The organism is Aromatoleum diolicum (assembly GCF_012910955.1).
GTDB classification, from domain to species: Bacteria; Pseudomonadota; Gammaproteobacteria; order Burkholderiales; family Rhodocyclaceae; genus Aromatoleum; species Aromatoleum diolicum.
Genome location: NZ_WTVQ01000006.1, coordinates 56,653 through 79,068, shown reverse-complemented (window position 1 = coordinate 79,068; position 22,416 = coordinate 56,653). Strand labels below are relative to the sequence as shown.

Sequence of the window (22,416 nt, the reverse complement as noted above, 5' to 3'; positions counted from 1 at the left end):
CGGATGTCTGAAGCGATCGATGCGACGCCGGGGACGGCGCAGCGGGGCACCGGGGACGACCGCGACGTTTCTGGCGCCGCTTCGCCCGTCAATGCTTTGCTGCACCTTGACGATGTACGCAAGTCGTATGGCATGCGCGAAGCGTTGTGCGGAGTGAGTCTGGCCGTTCAGTCCGGCGAATTCGTTGCGCTGCTTGGGCCGAACGGGGCCGGCAAGAGCACTTTGTTCCAGTTGCTGACGGGTCTTTTCAATGCCGATACCGGACGAATCCGGGTTTGTGGCCATGACATCCGGCGTGATCCGGCGCGGGCTCTCGCCGGCATCGGCGTCGTCTTCCAGCAGACGACGGTCGACCTCGATCTGAGCGTCTTCACCAACCTCGGATTCCATGCACGGCTGCATGGAATCGGCGGTCGTCGCGCGCGCGAGCGCATCGACGAAAACCTGCGCCGCGTCGGGCTTGCCGACCGGGCTAAGGACCCAGTCCGTGCATTGAGTGGCGGCAACCGGCGCAAGGTAGAGCTTGCTCGCGCGCTCGTCCATGAGCCGGCAGTGCTGCTGATGGACGAGGCGACCGTCGGGCTCGATCCTGCGTCGCGCCGACAGCTGCTCGATGAAGTGCTCGCCCTGCGTGACCGCGGTGTCGCTGTGCTGTGGGCGACCCATCTCGTCGACGAGGCGGAGGCCGCCGACCGGGTGATTGTGCTGCACCACGGACGCATCCTCGCCGAGGGGCACCCCGACGCGCTCGTGCGATCCACAGGTGCGCCGACGCTCGCCGAGGCTTTCCTGAAACTCACCGGCGGCAGTCAGGGTTGAAACGCCGTGAACCGAAGAAGAAATATCGGAGCCCCCCCATGACTCGTACCAAGATGACGACCGCCGCATTCGTGCTGGCCCTTGCTGCAGGCGCCGCCGGCGCGAAGGACACCGGCTACGTTTTTGTCAGCAGCGAGAACGACAACGCCGTGACTGTACTTGACGGCAAGACCTGGCGGGTCGTGAAAACCATTCCGACTGGCCACCGGCCGCGCGACATGCGTCTCAGTCCGGACCGGATGCTGCTCTATGTCGTCTCGAGCAAGAATAATCGAGTGGACGTCATCGACATCGCGCACCTCAAGGTCACGCGCAGCATTCCGGTGGGCGAGGATCCCGAGATGTTCGATCTGTCCGCCGATGGCAAACGCCTATACGTGTCGAACGAGGAGGGGGCCCAGCTCTCCGTGATCGACGTTGCGTCGAGCAAGGCAGTCGCCCGCGTCGAAGTCGGCGAGGAGCCGGAAGGCGTGCGCGTGAGCCCCGACGGCAAACGCGTTTACGTTACCTCCGAAGTCGCCAACATGGTGCACGTCGTCGATACGGCAACCAACAATATCGTTGCCAACGTTATTGTCGGCAACCGCCCGCGGCGCTTCGCGATCACGCCGGACGGCAGCGAAGTGTGGGTCAGCAACGAGATGGGCGCACGCGTCTCGATCATCGATGCCGGGCGCAACGCCGTGAAGGGCAACGTCGATTTCAAGCCGAAGGGCTTCCGTCCAGACGACGTGACGCCGGTCGGCATCACGATGACTCGCGATGGCAAGACCGCCTATGTGACGCTCGGGCGCGCGAACCATGTCGCCGTCGTCGACGTCGCGAGTCGCGAAGTGCAGGACTACCTCCTCGTCGGCAAGCGCGCCTGGGGGGTGGCGCTCAATCGTGATGAAAGTCAGCTCTATGTCGTCAATGGTCTCTCGGACGACCTCTCCATCATCGACACGCGAAGCCGCAAGGTGTTGCGCTCGGTCCATGTCGGGCGCGTACCGCATTCGGTCGTGATCGACGATTAAGGATGCATCGTGGAAATTTCGCTCCGCCATCCGCTCGGGCGTGTCATGCGGCTGTTGGCCGTTCTCGGCGGATTGGCCGCGTTGCTTCCTGCCGCCGCAGCAGGGGCGGGGACCGTCCGCATCGTGCACCTCGAAATCGACGGCGATCCGCGCTACGAGGAGACTCGTCTCGCGCGCCGGGCTCTTGCCCAGCCGCTCGGGCGTCCTCACGCCGGCGCGGAAGTGGCGATCCGCGAGGCGCAGTTCGTAGGCAAGGCGGTGGGCGTCGACTTCACGCTTGAACGCGTCACCGGCGCCGACGCGAAGCCGCTGATCGCGGCCGTCGAGCGCCTCCATGGCCAGGGCGTGCGCTACTTCCTCGTCGACGCCCCGGCGGCGGTCGTCGCTGAACTCGCGCGCGCCGTTCGCAGCCGCGATTTGTTGCTCTTCAACGTCTCGGCCGCGGACGACGCCCTGCGCCAGACGCAATGCCAACCCAACCTGCTGCACACTTTACCGAACCACGCGATGACTGCCGACGCACTCGTGCAGTACCTTGTGTCGCGCAAATGGCGCTCAGTGTTGATGCTCGAAGGCCCACTGCCGGACGATCACTTGATCGCCGAAGCCTTCGAGCGCTCGGCCAAGCGCTTCGGCGTGAAGATCGTCGAGAAGAAGCCCTTCGTGCTAAGCAACGATCCGCGCCAGCGCGACCAGGGTAACGTCGCACTGCTCACCGCCGGGAGTGACCATGACGTGGTCTTCGTCGCCGACAGTGATGGCGAGTTCGCGCGCAGCGTCCCGTACCGTACCGTGCGTCCCCGTCCGGTCGCCGGAGCCGATGGCCTCGTGGCCGTAGCGTGGCACTGGGCCTGGGAACGTAATGGCGCGCCACAGCTCAACTCACGCATGGAGAAGCAGGCCGGGCGGCGGATGGCCGATTCCGACTGGGCGGCGTGGATCGCCGTGAAGTCGGTTGTCGAGAGTGTCGTGCGCACGCAAAACGCCGACTTCCCGGCGGTCGTGAAGTACCTCAAGGAGGGGGACGTCACGATTGATGGCTTCAAAGGCAATCGACTCGGCTTCCGCCCTTGGGACAATCAACTACGCCAGCCGATCCTGCTTGCGACCCACAACGCTGTGTTTGAGCGCGCACCAATAGATGGCTTCTTGCATCCAACGAACAACATGGACACGCTCGGTTTCGACCGGCGCGACAGTAGCTGCGCCCTCTGAGATCTGACTTCAGGAACTTCGATGAGACTGCCCCATGCCTGGCTTGCGCTGCAGGCCATCACCGGTCGTGAAGTGGTCAAGTTCGTCCGCCAAGGTGGTCGCTTCGCTTCTGCGCTCGTGCGTCCGTTGCTGTGGCTCGTGGTCTTTGCTGCCGGCTTCCAGAACGTGTTTGGTGTTTCGATCATCCCGCCGTACGAGTCTTACATCCCCTACCAGGAATATATCGTACCCGGGCTGCTGGGAATGGTGCTCCTCTTCAACGGCATGCAGTCCTCGCTCGCAATGGTGTATGACCGAGAAATGGGCATGATGCGGCTGCTGCTCACCGCGCCGTTGCCGCGCGCGTACTTGCTGTTTGCCAAGCTGCTTGCCGGAACGCTGCTCTCCGTGCTGCAGACTTATGTCTTCCTGGTGGTTGCGGTGCTGTTTGGCGTCGCGGTTCCCTGGTCCGGATGGCTGTATGCGCTGCCGGTAATCGTGCTTGCCGGCATGATGCTCGGCGCGCTCGGCCTGCTGCTGTCGGTCCAGGTTCGGCAGCTCGAAAACTTCGCCGGGACGATGAATTTTGTCATCTTCCCGATGTTCTTCATCTCGCCGGCACTGTATCCGCTGTGGAAGCTCGAGGAGTCCGGTGCCACCATTGTCTTCCAGATCGCCCGTTGGAACCCCTTCACCCATGCGGTGGAGGCGATCCGCTTCGCACTTTATGGTCAATTTGCCGCCGCTTCGACCGGGATCGTCGTCGTGTCGTTGATTGCCTTCTTCATGGTTGCCGTCCACGGGTATGACCCGCAGCGGGGGATGTTGAAGCGTACTGGACCCGTGGCCTAGCAGCCAATCGAATGGTAGTCGCACGAAGTGGAATAGAGACACTCTCGAGGATCGTCTCGCGCAGCTTCAGCTATTGCGAAAAGGTAAGCGTACGCCCCGAACCGTGCATGCTTCCGCGACCTCTCGGCACGAAGGTCTCTTTACCTTGGCCGGCTAACCACCGTGACCATTTCATCACCGTCGAGATCGACACGCCGCACACCTTGGCAATCTTGGTCCAAGTCAGCACCGTCGCGCGGCGCAGTGTCAGTGCCTGACGTCGAAGCAGTTCCCTAGCAACGACCGACATTCCCTTTGAACTGCTTTCCGTACCGTCCTGGCCATGGAAGGAGCCCGATTCTCCGGACAGTTCCGGTAGCTACATTGTTCGTTCTTCGATTTGGGTCCGTTCAGTAAAACCAGCGTGGCGCAATCGATTTGTGTTGGTTCGTCATGGCGCCCCCTTTTCTGGTTTCAACCATGACGATACCCGTCGACATTCGCTCAGCCTGCAGTCGTTAAATCGTGCAAGCTACTACATCAGAAATCAGAATCGATAACGGACCCCGGCCATGGCGCCCAACTGCGAGCTCCCGGCAATGGGGGCGACGCCCGCTCCGCCACCCGAGACGCCGTATGCTGCCTTGGAGCTGTTGTCGATATACCCAAGCGTCAGATAGGTACTCAATTGATCATCAAACTTGTAAGTGCCGCGGATCGAGTACAGGTTGGCCTTGCGATCCTGATCTTCGTTCGAAACATGGAAGATGCCGCCATCGACGATCCATTGCGGTGTGATGGCGTATTCACCTTCCAGCCACGTCGTATCCTGCTTGACGTTGGTTGTCGCAGTATCGACCTTGCGCGACAGTCGGCCGGCTCCCAATTTCAGCGCCCCAAAGCGCACGTAACCGTTCGCCGTCACCCGACGGTCCTTGTCACTGGCCGAGATCATGGCGATCGGGGGCGCTCCGTTCAGGAAGCTTGCCTGGGCGCCGGTTCCTCCATGCAGTTGGTCGATTGCAATCGCGAACCCGTACTTCGGCTGATCGTATTTGGCCATGGCAGACCAACTGCGGCAGCGATTGGTATCGGTCGCATCTTCACCAGCACATGAGCCCGATGCTGGGACGGTGTTATTGACCGTGTCGCGCCCGAAGGAGTAGTGCGCACCGAGCGAGAGCTTGTCGAATTTTGCGCGCCACACGACCGCATTGTCGGCGCGGGCATTGGGAATGTATGCGTCGATGGACGCAAGGCCATAGATGTTAGGCCCAAGGATGTCGGAGCCGTGTAGGCTATAGAACAGCATCGAATACTGACGGCCAAACGTCAGGCTCCCAACGGGCGTGTCCAATCCCACGAAGAGTTGCCTGCCAAACAGTCGCCCCCCTTGTCCGGAGGAACCGGTATCAAGCAAGAGGCCCATTTCGGCCTTTCCGACTGCCGAGATGGATGCGGTCACGTTCCGCTTGAAGTCGAGGCCAATCACGCTAGGACCGGTCCCGGTGGTGGAGGGGATCCGGCTGACATTCTCTTTCGACATGCCTACATTGGTAACATGCTCGACGCCGCTATCGAGCGCGCCATAGATGGTGAGCCCTTGCGGCAAGAGATTTCCTGCCGCTGCCGGCGCGGTAGCCGGTGTCGTGGATTTTTTCTGGGACTCCTCGATTCCTTCGAGTTTCTTCTGCAGCTTTTCGATCATTGCCCGCAACTCTCGAATCTCATCATCCGAAGTCGCAGCAAGCAGTGGAGTGGTCGTAAATGCTTGGGCAATTAGTACAGCGCCGATCCCCTTTTTTACCCACGACATGTTTCGATCAATCATTGTTGCCTTCATGTTGTCTCCTCAAAGTTCTGCGCTAGCGACGCAGTGGTGTTAAATCCCAAATTGCAGGCATAGAAGGGCCTCCGGCCAGGTCGGATTGAGTGCCAATGTGCGACCGCGGCTGGATCCCGATGGTCGCCGACGAAACTCGGTTTAGTGCCGGGGAAACACGAGCCCAAAAGCCTCGACTAGATCGGACAGGCCTGCATCCTCTAAGTTGTCGAGTGACATCAACATGTAGGGATGCAGCCGTCCACTGCGCGCCAACTGGGGAGCCCGTACAAGCCCGTTTGCGACAAGTTCGTGCAGCGCTTCGAGTTCGATGACGAGCAATATCGCAAGGTCTGGATCGAACGTTCCAGAATAGGCGCGCAGCGAAACGCTTGCGCCGTCGTCGGTTCCCCGCCAGACGAGCAAACTGCCGCGACGTGCAGCGAAATCGTCCTTCGTCAACACCCCGATCGATGCCTCCGCTGCGCTTAGCCCCTCGCGGTCGAGCATCGCCTTCCACGCAGTGCAGTCGAGAATGCGATCGTTCATCGCCCTGCCGTCCTCCTCTGGTTCACACTACGAAGTCACGCGGGCAGAACCGCAGTAACTTCGATCTCGACCTTCGCGCCCTTTTCCACGAACCCAGCGACCTGCACTGCAGTCATCGCGGGGAAGTGTCGGCCGATCAGCTCTCGATAGACCGCACCAATCTCGGTTAGCCGTGCGTTGTATTCCGCGCCGTCGGCGAGGTACCAGTTCATGCGAACGATGTTGGTCGGGTGCGCGTGGGCCTCGGCTAGAATCGCGACAACGTTAGTGAGCGCCTGGCGCACTTGGCCGACGAGGTCATCGGTGCGGAACTGCTCCCGTTCATCCCATCCGACTTGCCCCGCCACGAAAACCATCCGGCCGTTGGCGACGATCCCGTTCGAATAGCCCTTGGGGCGTTGCCAGCCGGGCGGCTGCAGAAATTGCATGACTCTCTCCTTTGCTTGTGCCATGGTCATCAGCCGACAAGGGCGAGAACAAGTGCAGAGGGGGACTTCTGGCCACCGACCGCGACCCCATGGCCTAGAAGTCTGGAGTAAGAATGACTCGCCTTCTAAGGTCTCCGCGATGCGCCTGCTCGAAGACTTGAGCGATTTCGCTCATCGGTCGTTCTTCGACGAAGGGTTCCAGCGAAACCCGTCCGTCAATGCACATTTCGAGTACTTCCGGGTACTTTTCCGGAGGGCAGCCCCACGTGCCGATGATTTCGGCATCGAACGCCATCAGGCGGGACAACATGTAGGTCGTCTTGTCCGTGCCGTAGCCGAGCACCACCAGCGTGCCCGTATAGGACAGCAGCGACAAGGCCAGATCCTGTCCGTCCTTCGTGCCGGTGGCTTCGAAGATCTTCCACCCGTGCGTCGAGCACAGTCCGTTATCGTTGCAGAATTGTCTGAGCTGGTCTTTGACGTCCCTGGGGCTCAAACCACTGAGATTGATCGTGAAATCCGCACCGTATTTTCGAATCTTCGCCAACTTCTCTTCGTTGCGGCCGATGGCGATCACCGCACGACACCCCATTGCTTTGGCCACCTGTGTCATGAACGAACCAATCCCGCCCGTTGCACCGATGACGATCGCCAGGTCGCCTGGCTGCAATCTGGCACGTAGGGCCGCCTGATACGGGGTGGTTACGGCATCCGCCACTGCGCAAAGGTGCGACAGCGGAATATCTCCACGGTTATCGGCTGGGCACAAGAACTTCGCCGGGACAACGATATGGCTCGAGAACCCTCCGTAGATCCCCATCGAGTAGCCGGGCATCTGCTGCGACAGACAACGGTTGCTGCGGCCGCTTGAACAAAGCTCGCATTCTCCGCAAGGAATCACGGCTGGAACGACCACTTCCTTGCCGATCATGGATGGTTCGCCACCGATCACAATACCGCTGATCTCATGGCCCAATGAGAGGGGCGGCTCCTGGATGGTCGGCACACCCAGGTAGAAGTAGGACAGATCGGTGTGGCAGACTCCGCAGCCGCTGATCTTGACCACGGCATCGCCCGGTCGAAGCTCGGGCATCGGAATTTGAGTGCGAAGCAGTTCCCCGGGGCGGGTCATCTGCCATGTATCGATGTGCGTCGGGATCATTCGGCTGGTCCTGTCGATGAAAGCTCTCAAGCTTTAGGGGGCCTCAACACCTGTGCTGCAAAGGCGTCGTCGAACACTGCGCCCTGAGCGACGAGCTGGCGGTACTTGATGAAGTCGATGGTGTCGGTGCCGGTGATTTTCTTGGAGTCCATCGCGCTGAACCCTAACCACGCGTCGCTGTTCATGTTCGCCGCGAGCCAGTGGCGGTTGACGGTTTTCATCTGGTCCCAGAAGAATTTTTTCTTGGCGCGGATGCCATCGATCGACTTCATCAGGCAATGCGGAAATAAATTGGTGAACTTCCAGAGCAATTCATCGACCGCGGCATCGAGCCTGGAGAAGTCGGTCGTGCAGCGGACGAGCAATTCTTTTGCTGACTTCAACTCATCAGGCGGCACCGGTTCGCCGTAGACGAACTCGCCGTCGTGGATGTAGGTATCGGTGCGGACCAGCGGATTCCTCACCCATTGTCCGTCGTTCCTGAGCACCGGTACGACCTTGGTGACTAGGTTCTTCGCCTTCATCTTGTAGGCGCTCCAGGTTTCACACGAAACGCAGTTGTAGGTAGCGTCTTCGATCGACAGGAACCACGGCAAGAAATCGGTCGTTCCGCCCAGCGGGGCAGAACCGTGGCGCGGGCTCGCCTGTCCGAAGACTGCAAGATCGGACGTGACGGTGAGATCGCAGGCGAGACCGACCTCTTGGCCACCCGCGACACGGGCCCCATTCACTCGGCAAATCACCGGCTTCTGGCAGTTGAGCACGTTGTCGACCATGGTGTTGAAGAGGTCCATATACATGCCGTACTCCTGCGGGCGGCGGGAGTAGTAGGCCGCGAAATCCCCAACATTGCCGCCGGTAAAGAAGGCCTTTTCGCCAACACCCGTGAACACGACCGCCACCACCGAGCGATCTGCGGAGGCCTGTTGAAAACCGGCAATAACCCCCTTGAGCATTTCCGTCGTGCAGGCATTGAAGCGGTCGGGATTGTTTATGGATACCCAGGCCGAATACAGTCCATCGATAGGTGTGCCGGCTGCGTCCTTGATCGGCTTCTTCTGGTAAAGCACGGAGGGGGCGGATGTACCGAAATGTCGGTCATCCAGCAGACGGTGATCCTTGAGCTCGTTGTCCCTGCGAAGGTATTTGAGGGGCATGTGTCATGACTCCATCGGTTCGCCAGCGCGGCTTCGGTCACTCACTCGTTCGTCTCTTTCACGCAGCTGCTGCCGACCGGCACTAAATGCCGCCAAGGCGCGCACAAATTCGGCCTGCGCCTCGGCGGGCACGGGCGCGCCGCACTCGTAGCAAGTGCCCTTGACGCGGTCGACCCAGCGGCAGCCACAGTGATCGCACGCGAGCTCTGGGGCGCCTCTTGGATTGGTGAAGATCATCGGCAGGCCCCCATGAAGGCGAAGCCAAGGGCTTCAAGCAGTTCGTCATAACCCCGGGCTTCAAGGTCGCAGCGCCGGCGCAGCATGTAGCACACGACCGAGCCGGAGCGGATTCCGGCACGAAGGACGTCGAACAAGGGGCCCCGGGCCGCTTCGACAATGGCACCGATTGCATCGTCATTGGCGGCGAGCAGGAGGTCCAGTCCCGAATTGGCGTAGCCGGGGAACGGCGCAACCTGAACATCGGTGCCACTTGCGCTGGCCTCCCAGACAAGCATCTGCGCGGGGGACGAGCGGGCGATGAAACCGATGCGGCAACCGGCATCCAGCGTCTGGAACAGTTCGATCCGGGCCGCCGCGGCGGCCCGCCACCCTTGAGGGTCAGGAAGCGCCGCGGTACTCATATCCGCACACCCAGCCGGAAGCCTTCCTGGATCGCCTGCTCCAGTCCTCGCGGAATGACCGCGTCGCCAATGCCATGCAATTCGTCGATCATCCACTCGAACTCATGGAGCAGCGCGTGAGCCGGTTTGCGCGCTGCGGCGAAGAGCACTGTATCCGCGGGAATGAATGTCTCTTCGCCCTTGTCGTTGACGACGCTCACCCCATCCGGCGTAATGCGTGTTGGTCGGCTGCTCGTCAGGCAGCGGATGCCCAGTTCATCCACCCAGGACGCGTGGCGCCATTTGAATGACGGTTTGATGTCGCCGGCGATGCGTTTTTCCTGTTCGACGACCGTGACCTCGGTGCCGTTTTTGCGCAGGAACTCACCCACGGTCAGCCCGATCTTGCCCCCGCCGATTACCACGACACGCTGGCCCGTTGTCGCCCGCCCGTGAGCGACGTCCAGTGCATCGACCATCAGCTCGTGGCCATCGACCGTACGGACGGCATCACGATCGGTGACGGCGCCCGCGGCGACCACGCAAACGTCGTATTGATGCAGGACGCTGCGCATGAACTTGGCGTGGACCTCGGTGTTGAGCCGGATCTGGACCCCGACACGTTTCGCGACCGCCTCATAGTGGCGGATGATCGAGTGCAGGTCATCGGGGCGCGCCAGATCGTTGTTGGCATAGGCGTAGAGATTGCCGCCGATGCGATCGGCTTTCTCGAACACGGTGACCTCGTGCCCGCGCTTGGCCGCGGTGATCGCGCACTCCATGCCGGCCGGGCCCGAGCCGATCACCATGATCTTCTTCTTCACGGTCGCGGCGGTGACGTGGTACTCGGGCTCGACTTCATGCCCCAGCGCCGGATTCATGGTGCACGTGTATGGCAGATCGCGAAACAGGCGCGACAAGCAGTTGAGTGAGCCGACACAACGGCGAACCTCATCCAGTCGGCCTTCGGCGGCCTTGTGGATCATTTCAGGGTCCGCGAGAAGCGGCCGACAGACTTCCCAGAAGTCGAAAACCCCGTCGCGGATGCACTCATTGGCCATGCGCGGGTCGGGCAGGCGGTTGCCGAATGTGATCAGCGTGTTCGGGAACAACTTTTTCGCACGCTCGGAGAGGTAGTTCCAATGCCCCGGCGGGATGTCACGGCCGATCGAGGATTCCGGCGCCTCCTGCCAGCCGACGGTCACAGAGATCATGTCGACGCCGCAGTCCACTGCTTGCTGCATCAGCTCGAAACATTCGTCTTCGCTGTTGCCGCCCCACTTGTCCATGAGTTCGGCACCGTTGAGACGCACGATCAACGGATTGTCCGGGGTCGCCTGCTTGATGCCGTCGATCAGCTCGCGCATGAAGCGGCCGCGGTTCTCGATGGAGCCGCCGTATTCATCGGTGCGCTGGTTGGTGAAGCGCGAGTTGAAGTTGGCCAGCAGATATCCCATGAAGCTGGTGATTTCGGTGCCGTCGAAGCCTGCGCGGATGCAGCGTTTCGCTGCGTCGGCGTGCTGGCGCACGCAGTCGCGAATCTCCTCTTTGGTCATGATCTTTGGCGGCCGGAAGTGCGGCAGCGTCTGGGGCACATCCGAGGGCTGAACGCAATAGCCCAGGTCGATACCGCCGTAGCGACCGGCATGCAGGATCTGCTGGATCGCCATGGCCCCCTGTTCCTTGATGTAGCCGGCGATCTTCTCGAACTGGGGCAGGAACTTGTCGTCGTAAATGGCCACCTGCCGGAAGTACGCCTTGCCTTCTCCCAATGGATCGGGATACGCCCCCTGATTCGTGATGATGCCGCAGCCGGTATTGGCGATCACTTTGACTCGCGCCAATTCCCGCTCGGTTATAAAGCCGTCGCGCGTGTTGTAGTTGGAGACGCAGCACGCGCCATATTTGATGCGATTCTTGATTTTGAATCGACCGAATTGACCTTGCTGAAATAGGTACGGTAGTTCTTGTTCACCGGGTTTCATATGTCTCCTCCTAGAAGTCGGGTGTCAGAATGACGCGTTTGCTGAGTTCGCCGTGATGCGCCTGTTCGAATACGTGAGTGATTTCGCTCATTGGGCGCTCTTCGACGAATGGCGCAAGTGCGATGCGTCCATCCAGGCACATTTTGAGTACGTTGGGATATTTCTCGGGTGGGCAGCCCCACGTGCCGATGATCTCTGCGTCGAACGCCATCAGGCGCGAGAGCATGTACGTGGTCTTTTCGGTGCCATAGCCGACCACGACCAGGGTGCCGGTGAAGGAGAGAAGTGCTAACGCGAGTTCCTGGCCCGCCTTGGTTCCCGTGACTTCGAAAATCTTCCAGCCGTGCGCCGACGGCAGGCCCTGTTCCTTGCAGTAATCGTTGAGCAATCCCTTTATGTCTTTTGGGGTGACACCCCTCGGGTTGATGGTGAAGTCCGCGCCGTAGCTCTTCATCATCTGCAGCTTTGCAGCATTGATGTCGATTCCGACAACCGCTGCGCAGCCCATGCCCTTGGCGACCTGCGTCATGAACGAGCCGACCCCGCCGGCCGCACCGATCACAATTACCCGGTCGCCCGGCTGCAGTCGTGCGCGCAGTGCAGCCTGATACGGCGTGGTGACGGCATCTGCAACCACCGAAAGATGCTCCAGGGGAATGTCGCCGCGGCCTTCGACGACACAGAGATATTTCGCTGGAACCACGATGTGGCTCGAGAACCCGCCGTAAATTCCCATGGAGTAACCCGGCATGCGTTGCGACAGGCAGCGATTGCCTCGTCCGCTTAGACAAAGTTCGCATTCGCCGCAGGGAATTACCGCCGGGACCACGACTTCCTTGCCGATCATGGCGGGGGCGCCTCCGACCACGACGCCGCTAATCTCATGGCCGAGCGAGAGGGGCGGTTCCTGGATGGTTGGTACGCCCATGTAGAAGTACGACAGATCGGTATGGCAAACGCCGCAGCCTGCGATCTTTACGACCGCGTCACCGGACGCGAGCTCGGGCATGGGAACTTGCGTGCGCTCGAGATGGCCGGGGGTGGTCATCTGCCACGTGTCAATGTGTGTCGGCAACAACGGAGGCCTCCTTATCAAAATGCGTGAGTACTGTCGGCATCAGACGCCTTGGTGCTAGATGCGCTCAACGGCTTTCTGTCCTTTGGTGTTCGCTTACTTATTGTTTTTTAATAATATTTATTTGTTTATGCTGGACCTGAATGCTTCTGTGACGCATCATTGCATTGCCAACAGAATTACAAAACATAAAGCGGTGAATAAGCCGTATTACTGGAGACAATAGTGCGTGGAATCGAACTGAAGGATCTCGACCTAAACCTGTTGGTGGTTTTTTTGCAGTTGTTACGTGATCGACGCGTCACCACAGCCGCTGAAGCTCTTGACCTGTCGCAACCTGGCGTCAGCAGCGCGCTCAACCGCTTGCGGAAACTCCTGGGGGACGATCTGTTCTACCGCACGGGAGGTGGCATGCAGCCAACGCCTTACGCGGAGGAGTTGGCCGAGCCGATAGGGGAAGCCCTGGCACTGATCCAGCAAACCGTGAACCAGCGTTCCACTTTCGATCCCCTTGCCAGTTCCCGGCGCTTTGTCATTGCCATGACTGACGTGGGAGAGATCTACTTCGTGCCGTCCCTGATGCGGGCTATCAGCAAGGTGGCACCTGGAGTGACGATCAGTACCGTGCGAAACAACAGGGTGACCCTTAAGGAGGATATGGAGGACGGAAAGGTGGATCTGGCGATTGGACTGCTGCCCGATCTCAAGACCGACTTCTATCAACGCCGGCTTTTTCGCCAGGGATATTGCTGTTTGTTTCGTGTCGGACACCCTTTTGACGGTGTTCCTTTCGGCGTTGAGGAATTCGCCGCTGCCGAGCACGTAGTGGTGGTTTCCGCAGGCACGGGACACGGAAAGGCCGATGACCTGATCGAGCGCTCCGCGATCCGACGCAACGTGCGACTGCGGGTACCGCACTTCGTGGCGCTTCCCTACATCCTGGAAGAGACCGATCTCGTTGCCACTGTTCCGGAAAGAATAGCGTTGCGGTTGGCCTCGTCGTTTCCGCTGCGCTATGTGCCACATCCGCTCAGCCTGCCCGAGATCCAGATCAATCTCTTCTGGCATGCCAAATACCACCGCGAGGCGGGAAATCAGTGGTTGCGCACTTTGATTTGCGAGACATTCAGCGAATAATCCCGCCGAATCCTGACGAGATATTCACGGCAGTAATAGGAGGAATAGGCCTCATGCATTGAGTCACACTGGAGAGCGTCTTACGGTGCGGGCTGGACGAAACCAACCGGTTTTGCCGCGCATCGAGGAGACAAATAATTATGCTTTCCGGGTATACGCCGTGGTCGGAAGAATCAGCGCGACGTTATCGCGCTAAGGGCTACTGGGAAAACATCGGGATCGCCGAGATGGTTAAGCGAACCATCGGGCGGTATCCAGAGAAGGTGGCGTTGGTGGCAGGCAACCAGCGCATTACATATCGGCAGTTGGGAGAAACAGTCGAGCGTTTGGCTTGTCGCCTGGTCGAGGCAGGGTTAAGGCAGCACGATCGCGTTGTTCTCCAATTGCCCAATATTCCGGAGTTCGTTTACGCCTATCTAGCACTTACCCGAATCGGCGCAATTCCCGTAATGGCCTTGCGTGCGCACCGCGAGACTGAAGTGCGTCACTTTATCGACGCGTCCGGCGCGGTGGCGTACGTGATTCAGGATGTGGTCAATCGATTTGACTATCGGCCGATGGCGCAAACCCTTCTCGCCGAATGTCCCAGTCTGAAGTCGGTGCTGGTCGTTGGAGAACCCGCGGAAGGACAGCACTCGCTCAGTCAAATGATCGAGGAGGAACTCAGCCCGGAGCGCATCTCAGCCACTCTGCAACGAATTCACGTTGATCCGGCCGACGTTGCGACCATGCTCCTTTCCGGAGGAACTACGTCTCTCTCCAAACTGATTCCGCGATCTCATGATGACTACATCCTGAACGCACGTCTGTGTGGACAGGCTGCGGGGTTCGATGAGAATACCGTTTTCATGGCGATATTGCCTCTGGGCCACAACTACAACCTCGCCTCTCCGGGCATCCTCGGTGTCTTCTACCATGGAGGCACCGTAGTGCTTGCCTCTTCAGGCGATGCGGACGAGGTGTTCGAGTTGGTCGAACGAGAACGCGTAAGCGTGATTGCGTCCGTGGTGCCTCTGATTAGCAACTGGCTGAATTCAGATGCGGCGGAGAAATACGACCTGACGTCGCTCAAGGTGGTGCAGAACGGCGGCGCCCGTTTGGCGCCAGAGTTGCGCAAGCGCGTTCTTCAGCGTCTGAAATGCTTTCCGCAGGAGGTCTACGGTACGGCCGAGGGGCTTATCAACATGACGCGTATCGATGATCCGGAACGCGCGGTGCTGGAGAGTTCGGGCGCGCCAGTATGCGAGGATGACGAACTCAAGGTGCTCGATGAATTCGGAGAAGAGGTGCCTGACGGCATGCCCGGCGAACTCGCGACGCGTGGACCTTACACCATCCGAAGTTACTTCAATGCGCCTGAGGTGAACCGGACCGCATTTACTGCGGATGGCTTTTATCTCATGGGAGACATTGTTCGGAAGGAGGGTCGATACGTTTTTGCGGAAGGGCGCAAGAAGGACTTCATCAACCGCGGCGGCGAAAAGATCAGCTGCGAAGAGATTGAGAATTTGATCCTGCAACACCCCAAAGTGTTTCAGGTGTCGCTGGTGGCTATGCCTGACGAGACCTTTGGAGAGAAGGCCTGCGCCTTTGTGCGTACCAAGTCTGGAGTCCCGTTAGCCTTCGACGAACTGATTGATTTTCTGCGCGCCAAGAAAATCGCCAGTTTCAAGTTGCCCGAGCGACTTGAAGTTGTTGCCGCATTTCCCGTAAGCCCGGTCGGGAAGATATTGAAGCGCGAACTCCGCGAGACGATCGCAGCAAAGGTTGCTGCGGAAAGTGCGAGTTTGGTCGACTGACACCCGACGAGATCGGCGGAGTGCCGGGGAAGTTGCCTGGCTCGCGTGCCGAGGCGGCCGGAAGCGTTCAATCTTACCTATTCAGCATTAACTACCTAGTGGGCTGAACCCGCAGGCGGGTTGCATTGGCTCGCCCACGTTAGCCCTGCAGCACATCCATTGATGGAGGAGACATAAATGCGTCAGCTCAACGCTCACGTAATAGCCGACCAGGCCAAATTCAATCGCTTTCACGGCCTGATACTTTTTTGGTGTGCACTGATTATCGTGTTCGACGGTTACGATCTGGCGGTGGCCGGTGTCACGATGCCATCGATCATGAAGGACTTGGGTGTCAATCCGACGCAGGCCGGCTTCATGGCAAGCTCTGCGTTGTTCGGCATGATGTTTGGTGCAATCGTGCTGGGGACGCTTGCCGACCGAATCGGCCGCCGGTGGGCGATTTCGATCAGCATCGTCCTGTTCAGCGTCTTCACGGCAGCAGCCGGCCTGGCCTCCGACCCGATGACGTTCAGTGCTATGCGCTTCCTGGCGGGGCTTGGGATCGGTGGCGTGATGCCTAATGTTGTTGCCGAAATGACCGAATACGCTCCGCGGCGTATGCGCGCCACGCTGGTTACGCTGATGTTCAGCGGCTATGCGGTTGGCGGAATGCTGGCGGCGTTACTGGGCAAGAGCATCATGCAGAGCCTGGGCTGGCAGTCGGTTTACTTTGTGGCCGCGGCGCCGGTGGTGCTCATCCCTTTTATTTTCCGGTCGCTCCCGGAGTCGATGTCTTTCCTCTTGAAGCAGGGCAGGCATGAGGAGCTGAAGTCCATCGTAGCGCGATTCGATCCGGGCTACCTTCCGGCGAGTACCGACCGCTTTACGCTGCCGGATGTGGATAAATCGGACAATGCGCCAATTCATCATCTGTTCTCCGAAGGGCGCGGCCGCAGTACGGTTATGTTTTGGGTGGCCATGTTCATGTCCCTGTTCATGGTCTACGCGCTGAGTACCTGGCTAACCAAGTTGATGGCGAATGCAGGCTATAGCCTCGGCTCTGCCTTGACCTTCGTGTTGGTGCTGAACTTTGGCGCGATGATCGGGGCAGTGGGCGGAGGCTGGCTGGCCGACCGCTTCAATATCAAGCATGTCTTGATCGCCATGTATCTGCTTGCAGCGATCTCGATCGTCATGCTCGGGCAGCGGTTGCCGACGGAGGTTCTGTTCTTGACGGTTGGCTTGGCCGGCGCCTCGACGATCGGTACCCAGATCGTGACGAATGCGTACGCTGGACAGTTCTATCCGATGGCGGTTCGCTCCACCGGCCTGGGATGGGCGCTCGCGGTTGGTCGTGGTGGCGCGATCCTGGCGCCGATTCTTATCGGAGTCTTGGTAAATATGGCGCTGCCGCTGGAGATGAACTTCACTGCAATTGCCATTCCTGCCGTCATTGCAGCGGTCGCTATCTCAATGATCAATCACGAGCGTTCTGCCTCTGAGCAACCCTATCTCGTGATACCCGAAGAGGCAATTGGTCCGCACATTGAGGAATCCCCAGCACGGGCGTGAGCCGTCGTCTGCCGCAAATAGTATTTGGCGTTCCAGCAGAAAGCCGGCTTGCCGCCGGCTTTCTGATTTCTCCGTTCCACGCGTGGCAAAGCCGCATTTCCATGCGCCCCGTGTTCGTGGATACATCCGCTCGGTCGCCCCGAATATGTAGTGTAACTTCGCTGTTCAACGGGGGCGCAGGATAGGAATCTTGCGGGGTAGGGTCACCTTTTTAGCCACCAACCCATCCATCTAGAAAGGCGTGGCATGATCGCATACGACATCAATGCTGCCACCATCGCGGTAATCAGAGCCGTCCTTGCAAGAAATGGCCATGTCGCAAGGAACGGTGAAATCAATCCAAGGCAAATAGCTACGGTTGGAAATATTCCCAGCCAGTTCACCGTGGTCATTTTCCAGCGGGGTGGAGCAGTCGTTGCATGGGGCAATTGCGACGAGAACCAGACCTTCAGACCGGGAACTAGACGATAGGCTGGAGCGCTCTCTGCTACGGGCCGTATGCGCTCGTGCCACATTGCGCGTTCGTCGGACTCGTCCCATCGGGCAAGATCTTCCGGCGTCGCAAAGCGCTGGACGATCTGGTACTCGCCTTGATCTGCGTGGGTGTGCGGCGGGATAACCGTCGCAGACAGATAGCCCGGAAAGTGGCTCGACGCTTCCACCATGCTCTTGAGCAAGGCCTCGTAAGCCTTTTCGTGCCCAAGCTTTGCCTTCCGACGGACCACTCGCGATACAGGCACATTTTTTTCCATCACGCTGACCCTCGAAATAGTTGTTGATTGATTGTAAGCGTGATGGCAATCAATCATAAGATGGCAAATTTGCTTATCACTAGTGCACTGGTGCAACAATGCATGCCCACGATCTGAATGATTTGTTCTACTTTGTCGCGGTGGTTCGCAATCGCGGCTTTTCTGCAGCGTCACGGGAGACGGGTATCGAGAAGACGCGACTGAGTCGGCGCGTTGCAGGCCTGGAGAAGAGGCTTGGGGTCCGGCTGTTACAGCGATCGACTCGAAGCATTGGTCTAACCGAAGCTGGTGCGCGGTTTTACGAGCGGTGCCAAGCAACAGTCGAGGAAGCAGAGGCTGCGTATGAGAGCGTTGCCAACCTGCGCGGGGAGCCGGTCGGTAACGTCAGGATGAGCTGTCCACTGATTCTGGCGCAGACCTATCTTGCGCCGATCTTGCCGGGATACCTCGCGTCCCACCCCAAGGTGAATCTTGTCATTGAGCCGACGGACCGCGAGGTAGATCTGATCGAGGAGCGATTCGACCTTGCGCTCCTCGCCCGTCCTGACGCAAGTGGAATGTCGGGAGTAGTGCTGAAGCACCTTGGCAGCGCCCGGAGAATACTGGTCGCCAGTCCGCATTTTCTCGATCGCGCAGGAAGACCGGCCAGCCTTGAGGAACTAACTCGGTTCGCTACCTTGGGACGGTCGGCCGACGTTCGGGATGGCCGTGTGCGATGGGAATTGACCGGCCCAAGCGGTGAGGCGTGCGTATTGAATCACCTCCCGAGGTTGCAGACGAACGACCTCCGGTTGCAGTTCGAAACGGCCATCAGCGGAATAGGCATCGCCTTGCTGCCGGAACCCATTGTTGCTGCGAGCATAGCGTCCGGCTTGCTCGAGCATGTTTTGCCAGGGTGGTCCGCTACGCCCAATGCGCTTTGTCTTGCCTATCCGAGTCCCCGCGGGATCTTGCCCTCGGTCAGGAGTGTTCTGGACTATTTTTTGGAGCAATTGCCGGCGGTTATCCGGGAGCGCAGCGTCGTCGCTGACGCGCTGCGAAGTGCATGATCAATCATGCCTCAGCCCAGACGAATTCAGTCCTGTCTTCGATCGCAATGCAAATTGCAGACAGTTGTCGTCATTGGGGAACTGCTGACTTACGGGTTTTTGACCGCTTCTGCCACCCACCACGTGCGCATCGATCAACCGCTGATCGATCAACTGATGCCTGCCGTTACACAGACATGCCAAGCCTAAATCTCCCCGCCGACCGAGTGGCGAGTAGGCAAGATCGGGCGGAATAGGTTCGTCATGGTGCCCCGTTTTCTGGTTTCAACCATGACGATACCCTTCGCCATTTGCTCTGCCTGCAGTCGTTAAATCCTGCGAACTACTACATCAGAAATCAGAAGTGATAACGGACCCCGACCACGGCGCCTAATTGCGAACTGCCGACAGTGGGGCGACGCCCGCGCCGCCACCCGAGACGCCGTATGTTGCTCTTGAGCTGTTGTCGATATACCCGAGCCAGGAGGGCACGGAAAACAGTGCAAAGGGAATATCGGACGGTGCTAGTTAAACGGTTTTTGAGTACCGGTTAATCTCCGATCGCGCACTTTTTTGGTCGATGTACGGCAACCGGTCCGAACTTGCGCTGAAAAGGGATCCACGAAACCGCTGCTGGCATAGGCTTTCCGTTGCTGATGTCGGCTCTGTCCATATTTGCCTGTTCTGTCTGGCACGGATCAGAGCCTCAAGCAGTCACCGAATGCAGACTCACGAGCTATGTCAGACGTACTCGTGAGCGCTGTGTAAACTCATCACTTTTTGCGACTTTGTGATGCGTCTGCTCCTTGCAGCGGCAATTTGATGCGGAACAAAGGATTGCCGATCGCTGTGCGTCCAGCGAATGTCTTGACCGCCCTTAACCACTCCTCGTCCGGAATTGAGGGAGGTGCCAGATGTGACAGGACCAAGAGTTTCACGCCGGCCTCATGGGCTATTGGGCCGACTTCTGAGATCGGAGTGTGCGACTTGATGAGGTGATCGAGTTTCGCCTCCTGAGCAGCTGTCCGTGGCGTCGGGAACAGGTTCTCCGCCCAGTGCGTGCTGATTACCTCATGCACCAGCACGTCGGCGCCCTTAGCCAGTTCGATGAGATTCTCGCTCCTGTTCGTGTCCCCCGAGAAAACGACCGAGCCATCAGCTGTGTCGAACCTGAAGGCAAAGCTCGGATACATCGGCGGATGGCTGACCAGCGTCGCGGTCACCTTCACGTTTTCGTCCTGATACACGTTGATAGGTGCCATGCGTGGGGACGTGTTTGTCTTGCTGGCGCCGATAGCCGGCGGTATCTGGATGTCGTTGACCTTGATGTACGCGTTCGGATTGGGCATGCCACTGTCGTGAATGTTGTCATTCAGGTCGGTGGCGAATGCGCGATACAGATACTCGGTCAGTTCGGCGGTACCAGGTGTCGGATTCTCGGGGTTAATCGTATCCACGGAATCGGTCAGCTTTCCCGACGTAGGTGGTAAGCCGCCCCTGTTGCCCGGCCCAAAGATCTGGATTGGCGCCTTTCTTTTCCGCAGCCCCTCGGTCGCACCGAAGAGCAACAGTCGTGGATAGTCGATCACGTGGTCCGCGTGGAGGTGTGTAATGAAGCCCGCTCGCAGATTCTCCAATCCACCGAAACCGGTCGGCGCGGCTGATGTGCCCAGCCCCGCCTCATAGTAGCGCTCATGCCAGCCGCGGCCGAAGTCGACGATATAGCGATCTTTTCCGACAGCAATGGCCGCGGACATCCCGCCGGCACTGTGTCCTCCCCAGGAGGTCCTGCCGGCAGCCGAGCCCAATATAACGAGTTCGGTGCCGCTTCCGTGTGAGGTTGGGGCTTTTTGAGCTTCAGTGGCAGCTGCGGCATTTGCGGAGAATGCGAAGCAGATGGCACCCGTGGCAAGGACGGCGGAGTATATTTTTTTCAGGGTCACTTTTACTCTCCTTCTTAGGTGGTTGAAGCGTACGTAGTGTTGTATTTGTGAATCACGCTGGTAATCCGTGCGCCATTCCGAGTCAGGGGGGAGTCCTCTTCCCGAAAGCACTTTTTCCAGACGCAGCTCAAGCGTCAGGCTGCAATGACGGTGCCGCACGGCGGAAGGCGTCCAGCTCGCCACAGGCGCGGTCGATCGCGACGATGTGGGGATAGGGCGCCAGATCCACGTTGAAGCGGCGTGCGCTCTCGACCTGTGGGATCAGGTACACGTCGGCGAGCGTCGGCGCATTGCCGAAGCAGAACGAACTGCGCGACTTGTCAGCCGCGAGCTGCGCTTCCAGCGCATCGAATCCGGCCTTGATCCAGTTGCCGCACCACGCCAGCACCGCCGCCTCGTCGCAGCCCAACGCCTTCCTGAGGTACTCGAGGATGCGGCGGTTGTTAATTGGGTGGATGTCGCAGCCTACGATCGCCGCTAGTGCGCGCACGTGGGCGCGCTTTTCGGCGGTCGCGGGCAGCAGCGCCGGGGTGGGGTAGCGCTCTTCGAGCCACTCGATGATCGCCGGAGACTGGATCAGCGTCAGATCGCCGTCGGCGAGCGCCGGAACCAGCGCCTGCGGATTGACCGCCCTGAAGGCGGCACCGAGATGCTCCTCGGTGCGGAGGTCGACCGGCACGTACTCGTAGTCGATGCTCTTCAGGTTCAGCGCGATACGCAGGCGGTGCGAAGTGCCGCTGCGAAAGAAGTTGTAGAGCTTCATGGTCTGGGCTTCCTTGGTACGAGGGCCTGCGCTGGTTGATGGCCGACGCAGGCTGCAGCCATAACGATCATTCCGCGTCGCCGATGGTCAATGCAATATCGCCGACGCGATCGACGTGACCGGTGATCCGGTTGCCGGGCTTCACTGCGCCCACGCCCTCGGGCGTACCGGTGTAGATGAGGTCGCCGGGTTCGAGGTGATAGAACTTCGACAAGTCGGCGATGATCTCCCGGATGTTCCAGATCAGTAGCGAAAGGTCGGAGCTCTGCTTGATGTCGCCATTGACGGACAGGCTGATCGCGCCGGCTTCGAGTACGCCTAATTCCGCGACGGGAATGATCTCGGTGCACACCGCGGACTTCTCGAAGTTCTTGCCCAGGTCCCACGGCCGACCCTGTTCGCGCGCCACCAGTTGCAAGTCACGGCGGGTCATGTCGAGCCCGGCCGCATAGCCGTAGATGAGCTCGTGTGCATCGGCCTCTGCCACCCGAAAACCCGCCTTGCCGATCGCCACTACCAGCTCCATCTCATAGTGATAGTTGGTGGTGCCGGTCGGATAGGGCACGGTGGCGCCCGATTCGACCAGGGTGGAGGCGTCCTTCAGGAAGTAGAAGGGGCGCATCGTGGCCTTGTCCACCGGTCGGTCCATTTCCAATGCATGGGCGTGGTAGTTGCGACCGACGCAGAAGATGCGCTTCACCGGCAGCCGGGCGTCGCTGCCGCGCACCGGCAGGGAGTACACCGGGGCCGGATTCCATAGATATCGGGTTTGGCTCATGTTT

Annotated in this window: 21 protein-coding genes; 8 read left to right on the top strand and 13 right to left on the bottom strand. The window is 59.5% G+C overall.

The features are described from left to right. Positions 1-3: 3 nt before the first annotated feature. From GPA25_RS05370 to GPA25_RS05355, 4 genes are read left to right on the top strand one after another with little or no spacing between them, the layout of a single operon-like run. On the top strand, positions 4-819 hold the full coding sequence (locus GPA25_RS05370; protein ID WP_169259334.1) for an ABC transporter ATP-binding protein: 816 nt from the start codon (positions 4-6) through the stop codon (positions 817-819). A 38-nt stretch (positions 820-857) separates the two neighbouring features. Continuing rightward, positions 858-1,835, top strand: coding sequence for a PQQ-dependent catabolism-associated beta-propeller protein (locus GPA25_RS05365; RefSeq protein ID WP_169259333.1), 978 nt, complete (start codon positions 858-860; stop codon positions 1,833-1,835). 45 nt (positions 1,836-1,880) lie between these two features. Then, the gene (locus GPA25_RS05360; protein WP_169259394.1) at positions 1,881-3,050 is read left to right on the top strand and encodes an ABC transporter substrate-binding protein; all 1,170 of its coding nucleotides are present in this window, start codon (positions 1,881-1,883) and stop codon (positions 3,048-3,050) included. Between the two features lie 21 nt (positions 3,051-3,071). After that, entirely contained in the window at positions 3,072-3,881 is an 810-nt protein-coding gene (locus GPA25_RS05355) for an ABC transporter permease (protein WP_169259332.1), read from the top strand. 70 nt (positions 3,882-3,951) lie between these two features. Here the strand turns inward: GPA25_RS05355 and GPA25_RS24365 are convergent, their stop codons facing one another. The 9 genes from GPA25_RS24365 to had (GPA25_RS05310) all read right to left on the bottom strand — a co-directional run bounded on the left by GPA25_RS24365 (position 3,952) and on the right by had (GPA25_RS05310) (position 12,631). Further along, positions 3,952-4,170: a helix-turn-helix domain-containing protein gene (locus GPA25_RS24365; RefSeq protein WP_169259331.1), complete on the bottom strand. Its 219-nt coding sequence runs from the start codon at positions 4,168-4,170 to the stop codon at positions 3,952-3,954. A gap of 237 nt (positions 4,171-4,407) precedes the next feature. Next, complete coding sequence (locus tag GPA25_RS05345; RefSeq protein ID WP_169259330.1) at positions 4,408-5,703, bottom strand: porin; 1,296 nt, start codon at positions 5,701-5,703, stop codon at positions 4,408-4,410. Positions 5,704-5,844: 141 nt separating this feature from the next. Continuing rightward, entirely contained in the window at positions 5,845-6,231 is a 387-nt protein-coding gene (locus GPA25_RS05340) for a hypothetical protein (protein ID WP_169259329.1), read from the bottom strand. A gap of 35 nt (positions 6,232-6,266) precedes the next feature. Continuing rightward, positions 6,267-6,659: a RidA family protein gene (locus GPA25_RS05335; protein WP_169259328.1), complete on the bottom strand. Its 393-nt coding sequence runs from the start codon at positions 6,657-6,659 to the stop codon at positions 6,267-6,269. A 94-nt stretch (positions 6,660-6,753) separates the two neighbouring features. After that, on the bottom strand, positions 6,754-7,821 hold the full coding sequence (had, locus tag GPA25_RS05330; protein WP_169259327.1) for a 6-hydroxycyclohex-1-ene-1-carbonyl-CoA dehydrogenase: 1,068 nt from the start codon (positions 7,819-7,821) through the stop codon (positions 6,754-6,756). A gap of 26 nt (positions 7,822-7,847) precedes the next feature. After that, the gene (oah, locus tag GPA25_RS05325) at positions 7,848-8,978 is read right to left on the bottom strand and encodes a 6-oxocyclohex-1-ene-1-carbonyl-CoA hydratase (RefSeq protein WP_169259326.1); all 1,131 of its coding nucleotides are present in this window, start codon (positions 8,976-8,978) and stop codon (positions 7,848-7,850) included. Positions 8,979-9,211: 233 nt separating this feature from the next. Beyond that, the gene (locus tag GPA25_RS05320; protein WP_169259325.1) at positions 9,212-9,619 is read right to left on the bottom strand and encodes a hypothetical protein; all 408 of its coding nucleotides are present in this window, start codon (positions 9,617-9,619) and stop codon (positions 9,212-9,214) included. Continuing rightward, on the bottom strand, positions 9,616-11,583 hold the full coding sequence (locus tag GPA25_RS05315; protein WP_169259324.1) for an NAD(P)/FAD-dependent oxidoreductase: 1,968 nt from the start codon (positions 11,581-11,583) through the stop codon (positions 9,616-9,618). Before GPA25_RS05315 ends, GPA25_RS05320 begins: the two co-directional genes overlap by 4 nt. A 10-nt stretch (positions 11,584-11,593) precedes the next feature. Then, complete coding sequence (had, locus tag GPA25_RS05310) at positions 11,594-12,631, bottom strand: 6-hydroxycyclohex-1-ene-1-carbonyl-CoA dehydrogenase (protein WP_246265364.1); 1,038 nt, start codon at positions 12,629-12,631, stop codon at positions 11,594-11,596. 252 nt (positions 12,632-12,883) lie between these two features. On the opposite strand from had (GPA25_RS05310), the gene GPA25_RS05305 reads away from it, so the two are divergent. The 3 genes from GPA25_RS05305 (at position 12,884) to GPA25_RS05295 (ending at position 17,148) form a co-directional block, all read left to right on the top strand. Then, positions 12,884-13,795 carry a LysR family transcriptional regulator gene (locus GPA25_RS05305; RefSeq protein ID WP_343034841.1) on the top strand — a complete coding sequence of 304 codons (912 nt, stop codon included), beginning with the start codon at positions 12,884-12,886 and terminating at the stop codon, positions 13,793-13,795. A gap of 140 nt (positions 13,796-13,935) precedes the next feature. Continuing rightward, positions 13,936-15,594: a (2,3-dihydroxybenzoyl)adenylate synthase gene (locus GPA25_RS05300; RefSeq protein WP_169259322.1), complete on the top strand. Its 1,659-nt coding sequence runs from the start codon at positions 13,936-13,938 to the stop codon at positions 15,592-15,594. 177 nt (positions 15,595-15,771) lie between these two features. Beyond that, complete coding sequence (locus tag GPA25_RS05295) at positions 15,772-17,148, top strand: MFS transporter (protein WP_169259321.1); 1,377 nt, start codon at positions 15,772-15,774, stop codon at positions 17,146-17,148. Positions 17,149-17,351: 203 nt separating this feature from the next. On the opposite strand, the gene GPA25_RS05290 is transcribed toward GPA25_RS05295, so the two are convergent. Continuing rightward, a complete protein-coding gene (locus GPA25_RS05290; RefSeq protein WP_246265393.1) occupies positions 17,352-17,900 on the bottom strand; it encodes an antibiotic biosynthesis monooxygenase in 549 nt (182 codons plus the stop codon). Between the two features lie 98 nt (positions 17,901-17,998). On the opposite strand from GPA25_RS05290, the gene GPA25_RS05285 reads away from it, so the two are divergent. Next, positions 17,999-18,949 carry a LysR substrate-binding domain-containing protein gene (locus GPA25_RS05285; protein WP_169259319.1) on the top strand — a complete coding sequence of 317 codons (951 nt, stop codon included), beginning with the start codon at positions 17,999-18,001 and terminating at the stop codon, positions 18,947-18,949. Between the two features lie 752 nt (positions 18,950-19,701). Here GPA25_RS05285 and GPA25_RS05280 read toward each other — a convergent pair. The 3 genes from GPA25_RS05280 to GPA25_RS05270 all read right to left on the bottom strand — a co-directional run bounded on the left by GPA25_RS05280 (position 19,702) and on the right by GPA25_RS05270 (position 22,412). Then, positions 19,702-20,871, bottom strand: a complete 1,170-nt coding sequence (locus GPA25_RS05280; RefSeq protein ID WP_169259318.1) for an MBL fold metallo-hydrolase — start codon at positions 20,869-20,871, stop codon at positions 19,702-19,704. Between the two features lie 127 nt (positions 20,872-20,998). Next, the gene (maiA, locus tag GPA25_RS05275; RefSeq protein WP_169259317.1) at positions 20,999-21,634 is read right to left on the bottom strand and encodes a maleylacetoacetate isomerase; all 636 of its coding nucleotides are present in this window, start codon (positions 21,632-21,634) and stop codon (positions 20,999-21,001) included. 67 nt (positions 21,635-21,701) lie between these two features. Then, positions 21,702-22,412 carry a fumarylacetoacetate hydrolase family protein gene (locus tag GPA25_RS05270; protein WP_169259316.1) on the bottom strand — a complete coding sequence of 237 codons (711 nt, stop codon included), beginning with the start codon at positions 22,410-22,412 and terminating at the stop codon, positions 21,702-21,704. Positions 22,413-22,416 lie beyond the last annotated feature (4 nt).

Coding starts and splice junctions, on each gene's coding strand:
- oah (WP_169259326.1), bottom strand. CDS start 8,978: ATGCCCCTCAAATACCTTCGCAGGGACAACGAGCTCAAGGATCACCGT.
- GPA25_RS05340 (WP_169259329.1), bottom strand. CDS start 6,231: ATGAACGATCGCATTCTCGACTGCACTGCGTGGAAGGCGATGCTCGAC.
- GPA25_RS05285 (WP_169259319.1), top strand. CDS start 17,999: ATGCATGCCCACGATCTGAATGATTTGTTCTACTTTGTCGCGGTGGTT.
- GPA25_RS05300 (WP_169259322.1), top strand. CDS start 13,936: ATGCTTTCCGGGTATACGCCGTGGTCGGAAGAATCAGCGCGACGTTAT.
- GPA25_RS05295 (WP_169259321.1), top strand. CDS start 15,772: ATGCGTCAGCTCAACGCTCACGTAATAGCCGACCAGGCCAAATTCAAT.
- GPA25_RS05335 (WP_169259328.1), bottom strand. CDS start 6,659: ATGCAATTTCTGCAGCCGCCCGGCTGGCAACGCCCCAAGGGCTATTCG.
- GPA25_RS05345 (WP_169259330.1), bottom strand. CDS start 5,703: ATGAAGGCAACAATGATTGATCGAAACATGTCGTGGGTAAAAAAGGGG.
- GPA25_RS05270 (WP_169259316.1), bottom strand. CDS start 22,412: ATGAGCCAAACCCGATATCTATGGAATCCGGCCCCGGTGTACTCCCTG.
- GPA25_RS05290 (WP_246265393.1), bottom strand. CDS start 17,900: ATGGAAAAAAATGTGCCTGTATCGCGAGTGGTCCGTCGGAAGGCAAAG.
- had (WP_169259327.1), bottom strand. CDS start 7,821: ATGATCCCGACGCACATCGATACATGGCAGATGACCCGCCCCGGGGAA.
- GPA25_RS05370 (WP_169259334.1), top strand. CDS start 4: ATGTCTGAAGCGATCGATGCGACGCCGGGGACGGCGCAGCGGGGCACC.
- maiA (WP_169259317.1), bottom strand. CDS start 21,634: ATGAAGCTCTACAACTTCTTTCGCAGCGGCACTTCGCACCGCCTGCGT.
- GPA25_RS05315 (WP_169259324.1), bottom strand. CDS start 11,583: ATGAAACCCGGTGAACAAGAACTACCGTACCTATTTCAGCAAGGTCAA.
- GPA25_RS05365 (WP_169259333.1), top strand. CDS start 858: ATGACTCGTACCAAGATGACGACCGCCGCATTCGTGCTGGCCCTTGCT.
- GPA25_RS05320 (WP_169259325.1), bottom strand. CDS start 9,619: ATGAGTACCGCGGCGCTTCCTGACCCTCAAGGGTGGCGGGCCGCCGCG.
- GPA25_RS24365 (WP_169259331.1), bottom strand. CDS start 4,170: ATGTCGGTCGTTGCTAGGGAACTGCTTCGACGTCAGGCACTGACACTG.
- GPA25_RS05355 (WP_169259332.1), top strand. CDS start 3,072: ATGAGACTGCCCCATGCCTGGCTTGCGCTGCAGGCCATCACCGGTCGT.
- GPA25_RS05360 (WP_169259394.1), top strand. CDS start 1,881: ATGCGGCTGTTGGCCGTTCTCGGCGGATTGGCCGCGTTGCTTCCTGCC.
- had (WP_246265364.1), bottom strand. CDS start 12,631: ATGACCACCCCCGGCCATCTCGAGCGCACGCAAGTTCCCATGCCCGAG.